Origin of the sequence: Nocardia sp. NBC_00508 (assembly GCF_036346875.1) — a bacterium.
Classification (GTDB): Bacteria; Actinomycetota; Actinomycetes; order Mycobacteriales; family Mycobacteriaceae; genus Nocardia.
The window spans coordinates 5304893-5318539 of sequence record NZ_CP107852.1 but is presented as its reverse complement, the minus strand read 5'-3'; the positions used below and the strand labels follow the sequence as shown (position 1 = coordinate 5318539).

Annotated in this window: 12 protein-coding genes; 9 read left to right on the top strand and 3 right to left on the bottom strand. The window is 66.7% G+C overall.

Annotated features, from left to right (window positions below):
- Window positions 1-48: 48 nt before the first annotated feature.
- The 3 genes from OHA40_RS23745 to OHA40_RS23735 all read right to left on the bottom strand — a co-directional run bounded on the left by OHA40_RS23745 (window position 49) and on the right by OHA40_RS23735 (window position 3599).
- Complete coding sequence (locus tag OHA40_RS23745; protein ID WP_442943800.1) at window positions 49-1047, bottom strand: alpha/beta hydrolase; 999 nt, start codon at window positions 1045-1047, stop codon at window positions 49-51.
- 257 nt (window positions 1048-1304) lie between these two features.
- On the bottom strand, window positions 1305-2261 hold the full coding sequence (locus OHA40_RS23740) for a hypothetical protein (protein WP_330229089.1): 957 nt from the start codon (window positions 2259-2261) through the stop codon (window positions 1305-1307).
- 525 nt (window positions 2262-2786) lie between these two features.
- The gene (locus tag OHA40_RS23735; RefSeq protein ID WP_330229088.1) at window positions 2787-3599 is read right to left on the bottom strand and encodes an IclR family transcriptional regulator; all 813 of its coding nucleotides are present in this window, start codon (window positions 3597-3599) and stop codon (window positions 2787-2789) included.
- 143 nt (window positions 3600-3742) lie between these two features.
- On the opposite strand from OHA40_RS23735, the gene OHA40_RS23730 reads away from it, so the two are divergent.
- The 9 genes from OHA40_RS23730 to OHA40_RS23690 all read left to right on the top strand — a co-directional run bounded on the left by OHA40_RS23730 (window position 3743) and on the right by OHA40_RS23690 (window position 13499).
- The gene (locus tag OHA40_RS23730; protein WP_330229087.1) at window positions 3743-5137 is read left to right on the top strand and encodes an MFS transporter; all 1395 of its coding nucleotides are present in this window, start codon (window positions 3743-3745) and stop codon (window positions 5135-5137) included.
- Between the two features lie 36 nt (window positions 5138-5173).
- The gene (gene fae / locus OHA40_RS23725) at window positions 5174-5731 is read left to right on the top strand and encodes a formaldehyde-activating enzyme (protein WP_330229086.1); all 558 of its coding nucleotides are present in this window, start codon (window positions 5174-5176) and stop codon (window positions 5729-5731) included.
- Window positions 5728-6834, top strand: a complete 1107-nt coding sequence (locus tag OHA40_RS23720; protein ID WP_330229085.1) for a mandelate racemase/muconate lactonizing enzyme family protein — start codon at window positions 5728-5730, stop codon at window positions 6832-6834. Before fae ends, OHA40_RS23720 begins: the two co-directional genes overlap by 4 nt.
- On the top strand, window positions 6822-8309 hold the full coding sequence (locus tag OHA40_RS23715; protein ID WP_330229084.1) for an aldehyde dehydrogenase: 1488 nt from the start codon (window positions 6822-6824) through the stop codon (window positions 8307-8309). Before OHA40_RS23720 ends, OHA40_RS23715 begins: the two co-directional genes overlap by 13 nt.
- Window positions 8249-9250 (top strand): NAD(P)-dependent oxidoreductase, encoded by a 1002-nt coding sequence (locus OHA40_RS23710; protein WP_330234343.1) that lies wholly within the window; start codon window positions 8249-8251, stop codon window positions 9248-9250. Before OHA40_RS23715 ends, OHA40_RS23710 begins: the two co-directional genes overlap by 61 nt.
- The gene (locus tag OHA40_RS23705) at window positions 9250-10428 is read left to right on the top strand and encodes an iron-containing alcohol dehydrogenase family protein (protein WP_330229083.1); all 1179 of its coding nucleotides are present in this window, start codon (window positions 9250-9252) and stop codon (window positions 10426-10428) included. Before OHA40_RS23710 ends, OHA40_RS23705 begins: the two co-directional genes overlap by 1 nt.
- Window positions 10429-10597: 169 nt before the next feature.
- Window positions 10598-12067 carry an NAD-dependent succinate-semialdehyde dehydrogenase gene (locus OHA40_RS23700; protein ID WP_330229082.1) on the top strand — a complete coding sequence of 490 codons (1470 nt, stop codon included), beginning with the start codon at window positions 10598-10600 and terminating at the stop codon, window positions 12065-12067.
- Window positions 12068-12451: 384 nt separating this feature from the next.
- The gene (locus tag OHA40_RS23695; protein WP_330229081.1) at window positions 12452-13231 is read left to right on the top strand and encodes a phosphotransferase; all 780 of its coding nucleotides are present in this window, start codon (window positions 12452-12454) and stop codon (window positions 13229-13231) included.
- Between the two features lie 25 nt (window positions 13232-13256).
- Window positions 13257-13499, top strand: coding sequence for a hypothetical protein (locus OHA40_RS23690; RefSeq protein WP_330229080.1), 243 nt, complete (start codon window positions 13257-13259; stop codon window positions 13497-13499).
- Window positions 13500-13647: the final 148 nt, after the last annotated feature.

Here is a 13647-nt window from a genome sequence, read left to right as displayed (position 1 = left end):
CACGACACGTCGGGCGGTGGGGCGCCGAGTGTTTCAGTGGCAGTCGTGTCAGCGCGCGCCCAGCCCGTCGAGGATCATCGGACGCGCCGTCGCCAGCGCTTGCTGCCAATAGGGCCAGGTGTGCGTCCCGTTGACGAAGTCGATGCGAGCGGCGATTCCCAGCGCCGCGACTCGATCGCGGAACATCTGGGTGGCAGCCATCGTCATCGCCTCCAGGCTCATCGCGTTCACCGTGTTGCCGACCCCGTATGGAACGTCGAGCGGACCAGGCGCGCCATTACCCGTCGAGACGTACATCGGCAGTCCGCGCAGCAATTCGGCCTGCACAGTGGCATCGTTTCGATTCCACGCGGGATCACCGGCCGTACCCCACATGTCGTCCACATTGAAGTTGCCCTCGTCCCACATGGCCGCGCGCATCGCTTCGTTCCAGAGCGGAAACGTCGGGTGCACGAATCCGGAGAAGGATCCGGCGAACTTGAACTGGTCGCGATGATGCCCGGCCAGCGTGAGAGCGGCGTTGCCTCCCATCGAGGCCCCGACAATGGCGTTGTTGGTTCGCGATACGCCGTACCCTGCCAGGAAGGCAGGCAGCTCCCTGGTGAGGAAGGTCTCCCATTTGTACGTCGTCGACTGACGGTTGGTACTACTCGGTCGGTACCAGTCGGTGTAAAAGCTCGAGCGACCACCGACCGGGAACACCAAAGTGACGTTGTCGCCCGCGAACTGGCGCAGCGCGTCGGTATCGGTCGTCCACTGATTGTGGTCGCCCGGCGCACGAAGACCGTCGAGCACGTAGACGGCCGCGCTCCCGCCACGGGCCGCCCACTGCACCTGCACCTTGATCGGCCCCATGCTCGACGGCACGGAGAGCTCCTGATAGCCGCCCGCCGGCGCACGCAAAACCGGTGCGTAGGTCGGGACGGCAGTAGCCACCGCCGCACCGACCCACGACACCAACACGGCTGTTGCCATGACAGCACCGGTCTTCCTCAGCCAACCACGCACTCGCTGGTTCCCAGATCGCGCTGCCGCGCCCACCCGCATACCTCCTACTTTCCCCGGCAAGTCACCGAAGAGACCCGAATTCGGCTGTCGCTCGAGTCAGGGTACTTTCTTGCGAACTCGCAAGCCCGCCCACGACCGGGAAGACCAGTAGTGGTGTGCAATCGCGACCGAGCCGCCCTGAACGCCGTGACCGTGCGCAAACGGGTCGGCCGTCAGCGCGCGTACATCGGCCATGTGCAGCACATCCCTGTCCCGCTGGTAGTGCGCGCCACCGGGACGATGTTGCCGGGTTGGCCTCAGTTCATGGTGCCCTGCATCGGGATGTAGATTTCGGCGGCTTCGACGAAGGCCGAGCCGGTCAGCTCGGCAAGTGCCAGGGCTTCGTCTATCTTGCGCAGGGCCTTGCGGACGTAGGGACGGTCGTCCCACTGGTCGCCCACCGCGGCGAGCGGTTCGGCATTGAGGGACAGCCAGTTTCGCAAGGACCGGATGTTCGAGGGCGCGGCGTAGCCGCCGATCGCGTAGTTGGCGGGGATGGTCCAGTTGGATTCCCAATTCAGCGACGGGAATTCGGTGCAGAGCGACCCGAACAGTGGCGTGTTGTCGGAAAACGGCGAGCCGCCGTCGGTTGTGGCGTGTTCGGCCAGTGCGGTGGGCCACGCCTTACCGCGTTCGATCCAGCCGGGGAGCAGGGCGGCGAGGAATTCGACCAAGCAGAATTGGGCGTTGCCGGTCAGCGCGCCCGCGGCGGAGATCTCGTCGCCGTCGCCGTTGCGGATAGTCGGGAGGCCCGCGCGTACGGCCGACGCCGCCTCGCGAAGCAAGTCGAGCTTCCAGCGGAAGCCCACGGCGAGGTGTTCGTCGGCGGGCAGCGTGCCGTTCAAATCCGGTTCGACATGTTTCAGCAGGGCCGGATCGAGGAGCGCGATCTGGCTGCGGGCCAGGTCGTCAACCTCGCCTACGGTGGAATTGCAGTAGCGGACAACCGTTTCGGCGACGATCGTCGGATCGTCGGCGGTGACGAAGAAGGGCCGACCCCAGACGTAGAGGGACGTGTCGAAATCGCTGCCGTCGTACGCCTTTCGAACGCCCAGGCCCCACGCATTCGCGCGGAAGCGGACCTTCGCCTGCCTCACCGCGTCGGCGATCAGATCGTCCAGATCGTCGTCCCTGCCGTGTCCGGCCAGGAACGGAATGACCCGTTCCTCGGCCAGGCGCATGTCGACTGGGTGAAAGCTGATGTCGTAACCCATATTCGGCCCCCGTTGTAGTTGTTCTGCAGCAGTCACTGTAATGGCCGTGGCGGACATGTCGCGGTGGCGGTACCAGTCACCTCGTCGGTGTCCTTGGTGGGATTCGATCTCGTCGTGCGCTGCTGCGGACCGACAGCGGACTCGGCCCGTCGCCGAACTGCCCTCGGAACGGCGCTCTGCCGTGGGAGTGTTGGTCGATGTACTACACACCCGGTTGGGGGATGTTGGTGACTGGGTTCGTCGGCGCCGTCGGTGTGGCAGGAACACTGGCCGCCGCGTGGATCGCTCAGCACCAGACGAACGCGCGATTCGAAAGGGAGCAGGCGCAGCAGTCGAGCAGATTTACCCGAGAACGTCGCGACCGCCACTATCAGGACCAGCGCGCGGCAGTTGCGGAGGTGCTTGCTCTGGCCAATCGGGTCGCTTCCAACTGCCGGGCAATCGCCAGCAGCGTGGAGCGTGGGCGGTGGCGGCGGTGGGCCACACGGCCGCCTACTACCTCAGATCAACGAGACCACCCCATGGTCAACGGCGCGGCGCGCCCAGGGTGGCGGATAGCTGATCGGCCACCGAACGGGTGAACTCCCCAGCGGCCCGCAGGTGGCGACCCAGCCGCTGTTTCGGCGCGGACACATTGATCGCGGCCACGATATCCCCGCGGAATCCGTAAACAGGGGCGGAGACACCCACCAGGCCCGGTTCGAATTCCTCGTCCACCTGGCCATAGCCATATTTCCGGATGCCGGCGATCCGATCGAGCAGCGCATTCAGGGTCAGTGGCTGCGGATCGGCCTGTGCACCAACCGGTATTGCCGTCGCAGTGGGCAGCGTGAGCCGATCTGGAGGGAACAGCTCCCACCAGCGCGAGATCGTCTCGTCGTCCCATTCGCTCATGAGGGTGCGCCCAGCCGAGGTGGTGTAGGGGTCGACCGAGGTGCCCTCCCAGCCGACGCCGCGGAAGGCATGGGTGGCGAGTTCGCTGTGCAGCGTGAGCACCCGGTTGCCGCGCAGCACGCACAGGTGCGTGGTCTCGTTCAGGCCCGCCACAACCTTGCGCAGGAACGGCGCGCTGAGATGGGCGAGCTGAGTCTCGGTGGCGTGGGTGGCCAGGGCGAACAGCCGCCATCCTGGCCGATATGCCTTGGTGTCCTCGTCGCGCGCGACCAAACCGGCCTCGGCGAGGGTCGCCAGCGCCCGCGAGACCTGACCCTTGTCGCGCCCGGCGAGTTCGGCTATCCGGGAGACACCGAGCCCGGCCGCGGCGTCGGGCCGGGCGAGTACCTCCAGCAGTTCGATATCGCGGATCAGGCCCGAGCTGTAGGTTCGTTGGTCCGGCACGACTCACCTCCTGTTGATTATCTTGCAACAGTGGTTGCCGACATGTCAATTCGCGCGATACCTTCCGGTACATCGAAGTGCTGCGGCTCACAGCATCCCCATCTCGTGCGCCGCATCACGCTAGTGGAAGAAAGTGCATTGCTATGACGAGTGCCGAACTCCAAGACCCCGCCGAACCCGTCGTCGGGCCGGAGGCATGGCGGTTCCTGAAGCGGTTGACCGCCGTGACCGCCGGTGGAATGTTCATCGACGGCTACATCTTCGCTGTCATCGGCGTGACGATGGCGCTGCAGACGTTCAAGGACGATCTGCACCTCAGCTCGACCTGGGCGGGTCTGATCTCCTCCGCCACGCTGATCGGAATCTTCATCGGCGCAATCACTTTCGGCTACATCACCGATAAGGTCGGCCGCAAGGCGATGTTTCTTGCCGACCTGGCCGGGTTTGCGATCGCCTCGGTGCTGATGTTCTTCGTGCAGACGCCCTGGCAGATGTTCGCGCTCGGCCTGATCATGGGCCTGGCCATCGGCGCGGATTACGCGATCGGCTCACCGCTGGTCACCGAATTCTCGCCGACCACGCTGCGGGCGCGGCTCACCTCGTTCCTGCAGATCGCCTGGAACCTGGGCTATGTGGTGGCCTTCCTGATCGGCTATCTGATCACCCGCGCCTATCCGGATCAGTGGCGGCTGGTGCTGGCCTCGGCGGTCATCCCGGCGGCGGTATGCCTGATCGCCCGGCACGGACTGCCCGAGTCGCCGCGCTGGCTGCTCTCCCAGGGTCGGCGCGATGAGGCTGAAGCCGTTCTCGCACAGCTGAATTGGTCGCTGGAATCCGGCGACTTCCACGCGGAGAAGGCCGATGAGACCAAGTTCTCGGTGATCTTCTCCCGCGATTACATAGGCCGCACCCTGTTCGTCTCGCTGTTCTGGACCTGCCTGGTTCTGCCGTACTTCGCGATCATATTCTTCCAGGCGGACGTATTGGCGGCGCTGCACATGGACAATCCGGTCGCCTCGGCTCTGCTGGGCACGTTCGTCGCACTGGCCGGTGCGGTGCTGGGTTGGTTCCTGATCGAGCGGGTCGGCCGACGCAAGCTGCTGATCATTCCGCTGTGGGTCACCGGGATCGCCCTGTTCGTCGTCGCATTCGACACCTCGCTGCCGCGGCTGATCTTGGCGATCTCGTTCTTCGTCTACCTGTTCGCCTACGGCGTTGCCTCCATCCTGTGCGGTGTTTATCCGATGGAGCTTTTCCCGACCTCGGTCCGCACCAGCGGCGTCGGATTCGCCAGCTCGGTCAGCCGGATCGGCGCGGCCATCGGCACCTTCCTGCTGCCGATCGCGCTGAACCACTGGAGCATCGGCGGCACGATGGCGGTGATGGGCGCGGTCTGCATCGTCGGCGCGATCTTCTCGCAGTACATGGCGCCGGAGACCACCGGCCGCTCACTGGTCGAGGTCAGTTCCAAGGGCGCCCGCGGCGTCGTCCGCACCACCGACGCGGCGAGCGCACCGGCCGAGGCTCGCGTCGCCTGAATTCACCTTCCCCGCAACCCCTTCGGAGGTAACACCGTGTCCCGGCACACCGGCGTAGAACTCGGCGAATCGTTCATCGATCCCGGCGTCAATGCGGCGCATATCAATACCGTCCTCGGCCCGTGCGGCAGCGCCGCCGAGACGGCGTGGACCACTAGCCTCGCCACGCCGTCGGCGGGTTACGAACGCTTCGTGGTGATCATGCGCCCCGGTGTGCCGGTCCAGCCGTTCACCGTCTTCGTCTCCAAATGCGCCCCGGCCGACGACCGACACGGGGAGCTGATCTGGGGCCCGGCACAGGCCGGTGTCGCCGCCGGCGTGGCCGATGCGGTCGCCGCGGGCACCATAGCCCCGGACGAGGTGACCGATCTGCGCCTGATCGTCGCGGTCTGGGTCAACCCGAAAGCCGACGACGCCGAGGCGGTCTACCGCAACAACCGTCTCGCCACCGCCACCGCGCTGGCCAACGGCGCGGCCCACCATCCCGATGTCGACACCGTGCTGAAGACCCGCGGGCAGATCGCCAATCCGTTCTTCACCCCCGCCGACGGCGGCGCCCCCGACACCGAACCCGACCCGAAGGACTTGAAGTGAAGATCACCGCAATTCGCACCCGAAAACTCCGGCTGGTACTCGATCCGCCGTTCTTCGCCGCCTGGGATCCGATGCCGCGCAGGCATTTCGACGCCACCATCGTCGAGGTGGAGACCGATGAGGGACTCCTCGGCATCGGATCCGGTGACACCATGGACGGTTTCGCCGCCTACGAGGATCTGTTCATCGGCACCGATCCGCTGAACATCGTCGAACAGGTCAAGCGGATCGAGACCATCAACTTCCACGCCGGTCGCTTCTGGCCGCTGGAGGTCGCGTTCTGGGACATCATCGGCAAGGCCGCGAATATGCCCGTCGCGCAGCTGTTCGGTGGCGCGCAGAAGAAGGTGGCCGCCTACGCGTCCACCGGCGAGCTGCGCGATCCGGTCCAGCGCGCCGAGTCCGCGCTCGCCATCCGCGAGGCCGGATTCCAGGCGATGAAGATCCGTGTCGATCCGCATAACTTCGGTGCCGGGCTCGAGGCGGTGCGCGCGGTCCGCGAGGCGGTGGGCGATTCGCTGCGCATCATGGTCGATCTGAACCAGTCCTGGCGGATGGCAGGCGACACCCAGATGCCGCACGACTTCGTCGCTGCCCGCCGGGCCGTGGAGCAGCTGCGTGACCTGGATGTCTACTGGGTGGAGGAGCCGCTGCCCTACGCCGATCGCGACGGGTTGCGCCGCCTGCGAGCCGAGACCGGGGTGCGGGTCGCGGCCGGGGAGATGATCTCCTCGGTGTCCGAGGTCGTCGACTATCTCGAACACGACGCGCTCGATGTGTACCAGATGGATGTGGTGCTCGCGGTCGGTATGCTGAGGGCGCGGACCCTGGCGGAGCTGGCCATGCTGAAGAATCGCCGGTTCACCCCACATTCGTGGACCAACGGCATCGGAGTGCTGGCCAATCTGCATGTCGCCGCCGGTGTCAGCGGCGGGCCGTACTTCGAATTCCCCTATGACCCGCCCGGCTGGACCCCACAGCGACGCGATTTCATGCTACGCCGCCCGGTCGAAATCGACAGCGACGGATTCGTGCGGGTGCCCGATGCTCCCGGCATCGGCGCCGAACTCGACGAGGAGGCATGCCGCAAATGGGCACTGTGAACTGGCACGAGCGGGCGGCGGCGGCCGAGCTGCCGAATCAGCTGTTCATCGACGGGAAATTTGTCGATGCCGTCGGCGGGGAGACCTTCGAGAAGTATTCGCCGATCGACGGGCGACTGCAGGGAGTGGTCGCCTCCGGGCAGGCCGCCGATATCGAACTCGCGGTGACCGCGGCGCGCCGGGCCTTCGAGGACGGCCGCTGGTCCGGCCTGGATCCGGCGGTGCGCAAGGCCGCCCTGCTGCGGTTCGCCGACGAGATCGAGCGCGTCGCCGAGCGCGTGGCGCTGGCCGAAACCCTCGATGTCGGCAAACCGATCGCCAATACCCTCGCCGTCGACGCCCCCGGCGCCGCGGCCACGATCCGCTGGTACGCCGAGGCAATCGATAAGACCTACGACGAGATCGCACCCGCGCCCGCCAAGCGGCTGGCCCTGATCACCCGCGAGCCCCTCGGCGTGATCGGCGCGGTGGTGCCGTGGAACTATCCGTCGCTGATCGCCTCATGGAAGATCGGCCCGGCCTTGGCCGCGGGCAACACCTTCGTGCTCAAACCCGCGGAACAGTCCCCGCATTCGGCGCTGGTGCTGGCGGAGGCCGCGCAGCGCGCCGGACTTCCCGACGGCGTGCTGAACATCGTCACCGGCTTCGGCGAGACCGCCGGCCAAGCCCTTGGCCGCCATCCGGACGTGGACAAGATTGCCTTCACCGGATCTACCCGGGTCGGGCGGCTGTTCCAGCGGTACGCCGCCGAATCCAACGGCAAGCAGGTCGCCATCGAAGCGGGCGGCAAATCGCCGCAGCTGGTCCTGGACAGCGCAGGGGATCTGCAGCGCATCGCCGAGACCGTGGCCTGGGGCATCTACTACAACGTCGGGCAGACGTGCAATGCCGGGTCCCGACTCATCGTGCACGAATCCCTCGCGGACGAATTGGTCACGCGCATCGCTGAATTCGCGGCCGAGACGTTCGTGCCGGACGATCCGCTGGACGAGAACACCCAATTCGGCGCGATCGCCGACGCGAATCAGCTCGCCACCGTGGTCGGCTATATCGAACAGGGCCGCCGGGCCGCGCGATTGGTGACCGGCGGCAACCGGGTCCGCACCGAATCCGGCGGGTACTACGTGCAGCCAACGATCTTCGCCGAGGTGGACAACGATTCAGCGATCGCCCAAGAGGAGATCTTCGGGCCGGTGCTGACCGTCACCACCTTCGCGACCGAGGAGCAGGGTGTCGTGCTGGCCAACGACACCCGCTACGGCCTGGCCGCCTCGGTATGGACCACCGATCTGTCTGCCGCGCATCGGGTTTCGCGGCAGCTACGGGCCGGGACGGTGTGGGTCAACACCTTCGACGAGTCGAGTGTGATCACCCCGTTCGGCGGCTTCAAGGAGACCGGCCACGGGCGCGACAAATCATTGCACGCGATCGACGCCTACACCGCACTCAAGACGACCTGGATCAACTGGGAATGATGGAGATGACACAAAATTCGACCCCGCTCATCGGGTTCATCGGCCTGGGCCACATGGGCGGGCACATGTCCGCCAATCTCGTCGCCGCCGGGCATCGCCTGCTAGTACACGACCTGAACTTCGAGGCCGAACAGCGCCTGGTCGATCTCGGCGCACAGCGCGCGGACTCGATCGCCGCGATCGCCGCCTCCAGCGATGTGGTGATCACCATGCTGCCAGGACCGCCGCAGGTGGAGGCGGTCATCCGGGAGATGGCGCCGCTGCTTCAGACCGGTGCGTTGTGGGTGGATATGTCCACCTCCACCCCGGCGGCGGCACGGGTCGTCGACGAAACCCTGGCCGCACGTGGGGTTTACCGGCTCGACGCACCGGTTTCCGGTATGGCCAAGGGCGCGGCCTCGGGCATGCTGCAAATCTTCGTCGGCGGCGAGGCCGAGGTGCTGGCACGGGTTCAGCCGCTGTTCGAGGTGATGGGTGATCCCGAGCGGGTGCTGCACGTCGGCGGGCTCGGCGCCGGGTACACCGTCAAGCTGATGATCAACCAGCTGTGGTTCTCGCACCTGGTCGCGAGCGCCGAGGTACTCACTGTGGGTATGAAGGCAGGGGTGGCCCTCGACGTTTTGCACCAGTCGCTGCTGGCCAGCCCCGCCGCGAGCGCATTCCTCGCCAACGATCTGCCGTCGGTGTTCGGCGGTGACTACGACGATTCCTTCGCGATGAAACTGGCCTGCAAAGATCTGGGCCTGTCGATCGATCTGAGCCGCGACGTGGGCGTCCCGGCGCCGCTATCGGCGTTCGTCGAGCAGATCTATCGCACCGCGCTGGCCAAGTACGGTCCCGACGCCGGGGAGATGACCCCGATCCGGCTGGCCGAGGACAACGCCGCGCTGCAGCTGCGGCCTGCGGTGGTGGCGACAGAGGCAGAGGAGACGGCGGCCTGATGAGTGAACATTATTGCGGCTACGCGCATTCCGTACACACCGAGAAGTGGGATGTCAGCAGCCGCACCCAGGTGATCGCCGGCCGGGGATCGGTCGCGAGGCTGGGCCGGCTACTGCACGAGCGCGACGCCCGCCGGGTGCTGATCGTCACCGATCCGGGCCTGCGCAAGACCGGCATGGTGGACGATATCGCCGCCGCGATCGGTGCGGCTGGGCCCGCGGTGACCGTGCACAGCGAAATTCCGCCTAACCCCTCGACAGCCGCACTGGACGTGGCCACGGCCGTCGCGCGCGATGCCCGCACCGATTTCATCGTCGCGATCGGCGGCGGCTCGGCCCTGGATGCCGCGAAAGCCGTTGCGCTGCTGACCCACACCTCGATGTCCGCCGAATCGCTCGACGGCTCGGAGGAATTCGGGGCCCCGACTGTGCCGCTGGCGGCAATCCCGACCACCGCCGGCACCGGTGCGGAGACCAACGGTTTCGGCGTCATGGAGAGCGCCGACCATCGCAAGGTGTATATCGGGACCGCGGCGACCACCCCGGAGCTGGTCATCCTCGATGCCGAGCTGACCGTCGGCCTGCCCGCCCCGGTCACCGCCGCGGCTGGCTTCGACGCGATAACCCACGGCGCGGAATCGCTGCTATCCCAAGGGGCCACGTCGCTCTCACGTGCTTACGCCACCGAATCGCTGCGGCTGACCACCGCGGCCCTGGCCGATGCGGTCGCCGACGGCGGCGATATCGAGGCGCGCAGCCGCATGCTGATCGGTTCGCATCTGGCCGGGCGCGCGTTGTCGCTGAGCGGCCTAGGTCTGCTGCACGGCATCGCTCACTCGATCACCGCCACCACCGGCACCCCCCACGGCGTCGCGCTGGCCTCGATCGCGGGCCCGGCGCTGCTGTTCGGCATCGACGCCGCCCCGGCCCGGTACGCCGACCTGGTGCGTGCCCTGGATCTGGACGGCGGCGGCGATCGGGCGGCCCGGCGGATCGAGGAGATCGCCGCCACGGTCGGCCTGCCCACCAACCTGGGCGCGATCGGAGTCACCGCCGATCTGATCGACACCCTGGTCACCAAAACCCTCGACGACGCGGTCACGAACAACACCCCGCGCCGCCCGAGCCCGGAGCAGCTCACCGACCTGCTGCGGGCGAGCATGCAGGAGAGCCGATGATCCACGATCGCGACTCCATCCGGTACCCGGTCGCGCCACAGGCTCGCTGCATCACCGAGCCTTGGCGCGAATCCTCCACGGCAGCACACTTTTCCGCCCAAGGTCCGGTCGACAGCACGGTGCCGACCGAAGTTGCCTATACGAGCGCCGCACGCGCGAAGGAGAATTGATGTTCCACGATCGCAACTCCGCGCGGGAACTGGTCGCGGCCCTGCCGCGCGGGCTCTACATCGACGGAGCATGGCGCGAATCCTCCACGGGTGCATCCTTTCCCGTGCATGATCCAGCCGACGCTACGGTCCTGACCGAGGTTGCCGACGCGAGCCTCGATGATGCGATGGACGCCCTCACCGCCGCGCACGCGACCCAGGATGCCTGGGGCGCAACGACGTCGCGCTTCCGTGCCGAACTGCTGCGCCGCGCCTTCGGCCGGATCATCGAGCGTACCGAGGATTTCGCGGCGCTGATCAGCCTGGAGATGGGCAAGCCGCTGGCCGAGGCGCGCGGCGAGGTGGCCTACGGCGCAGAGTTCCTGCGCTGGTTCTCCGAGCAGGCCGCGCACCTCACCGGGTCGTACGCTCCGGCACCGAACGGCGGCTACCGGATCGTCACCACCAAGGTGCCGGTCGGTCCGTCGCTGCTGATCACCCCCTGGAACTTCCCGCTGGCCATGGCCACCCGCAAGATCGGTGCGGCCCTGGCGGCCGGATGCACCTGCGTGGTGAAGCCGGCGCCGCAGACACCGTTGACACTGGCGCTGCTGACGCAGATCTTCCATGAGCTGGAAGTACCTGCGGGCGTGGTGAATTACGTGCCGACGCTCGACGCGGCGGCACTGTCGCTCGCGCTGATGTCCGATGCTCGGCTGCGCAAGGTATCCTTCACCGGATCCACCGGAGTCGGCTCGATCCTGTTGCGCCAGGCTGCCGATCGGGTGCTGCGCACCTCGATGGAGTTGGGTGGCAACGGCCCGTTCGTCGTGTTCGACGATGCCGATCTGGATGCGGCGGTGGACGGTGCGATGCTGGCCAAGATGCGCAACGCGGGCGAATCCTGTGTCGCGGCAAATCGATTCCTCGTGCACAGCGACATCGCGGAGGAGTTCACCGTACGACTCGTGCGGCGGTTCGAGGGACTGGTCGCCGGTGATGCTTTCGATCCGGCGAGTACGGTGGGTCCGCTCATCGATGAGGCGCAGCTGGCCAAGGTCACAGACCTGGTCGACGACGCGGTCGCCCAGGGCGCCCGACTCCGCACCGGCGGCAAGACATTCGGCGGGGACGGTCACTTCTTCCAGCCAACCGTGCTGACCGATGTGCCCGATACCGCGCGTCTGGCGTACGAGGAGATCTTCGGGCCCGTCGCGGCGATCACCACCTTCGACACCGAGGAGCAAGCGCTGGCACGCGCCAATGACACCGAGTACGGCCTCGCCGGATACGTGTACACCCGCGATATCTCACGGGCACTGCGTTTCGCCGAGCGCCTCGAGACCGGCATGGTCGGAGTGAACCGCGGCCTGGTCTCCGACCCAGGCGGCCCGTTCGGCGGTGTCAAGGCCTCGGGCCAGGGTCGCGAGGGCGGTGCCACGGGGATAGAGGAGTACTTGGAAACCAAGTATCTCGCGGTAGAGATGTGAATCCCGGGGCGGATCCCGCATACCTGATGAGAAAGTGGCGCTGCCGTGTCGACGGCACGACAAATATGGATCTGGCCCGCTTTGCGTGATCTGCCCATCGGGTTATTCAGTCGCTCAGCAGGATTCGCTTTCTGATTCTCTGAATTCGTTTCTGATTTTCCGGGTGCGGGCATCCATTCGCGCTTTCCGGTGGCGCTCGGCTTTGCGCTGTTCATCGATCTCATCGGGCAGAACACCAGGGCGTCGGCGAAGGTGTAGAGGATTGTCGCGCTCCAATCCTCCCTGCTCTGATGGCGACCCTTCCGCGCGGCAACCCCCGTTCGAAGCCCGACCGGTCACTTGCACGCGATAAACCCGGCGACATCGGTGGTCATCCCCGCGATAATGGCCGACGTGGAAGAAGTCGAGGTCGTCGTCGCCCATCACGAGTGCGCGACCTTGCGCGTCGGCGACGTGTTCCTGAAAATCGACGCTGATCAGACACGCACCAGCGTCGAGGTCGAGGCGATAGCTATGGCGCCGATCCCGACTCCGGAGGTCCTGTGGCGCAAGCCGCCCGTGCTCGCGCTCGCCGCCCTCCCAGGGACGGCACTCGGCCGCCTCGGCGAGCCGTCGGCCGCGTCGTCGGTGGCGTGGGCCGCGGCGGGTGCCGCCGCACGGATGCTGCACGACGCGCCGCTGCCGCCATGGCCCGGTCGCAGCCTCGATGAGATCGCATCGCACCTCGACGGCGAATGTGTGTGGCTCGTCACGAACGGCGTTCTTCCCACCGACGTGGTCACGCACAACCGCCGGGTTGCCGAGGCTGCGCTCCGGCCGTGGACACCGGTGTTCACGCACGGCGACCTGCAGGTCGCCCACGTGTTCGTCGCCGGTGACGAGATCACCGGCGTGATCGACTGGTCCGAGGCGGCCCAGGGCGATGCCCTGTTCGACCTCGCCACCTTGACGCTCGGACACCAGGAGCACCTCGGCGACGTCGTCGCCGGCTACGGCACCGACGTCGACCTCGACGTGATTCGCGCGTGGTGGTCGTTGCGAAGCCTGCTGGGGGTCCGCTGGCTGGTCGAGCACGGCTTCGACCCGACCTCGCCAGGCTGCGAGGTCGACGTGCTGAGGACCCGGGCGATGCGAGACCAACGAGAACGAGACATCCGCTCATAGCCGCATACCGAGCTGTCCGAACGGCATGTCACAGCTCGTCGCCAACTTCGACGCCTCCTCGATCCGGTGGGCCGACGGCTCACCGATCGGTAGGGCATTCACTACCTCGCTGCGTCGCAACGGATTCCACGACGACGCCAGCAACCACCGACTCACTCGCACCGGACACGGCCTACCCCGCTGGGAGTTCCGCTATCTCGGCGCCGACACCCGCGCAGGACCGAACTACACCGGGCAAGACTGCGTCACCTCGCACTATCACCGATAACCGTCACAACTGCGCTCGACACGAAATGGCAACAGCCCCAAAGTCGGGCAACGCACAGAGATGCCGAGAACCGGATGACTCAGCCTCTGCGCCGGCATCGGCCGCCTGGCTTGGAAGTCGACGAACTACCGTCGCCTGGTATCCCGCG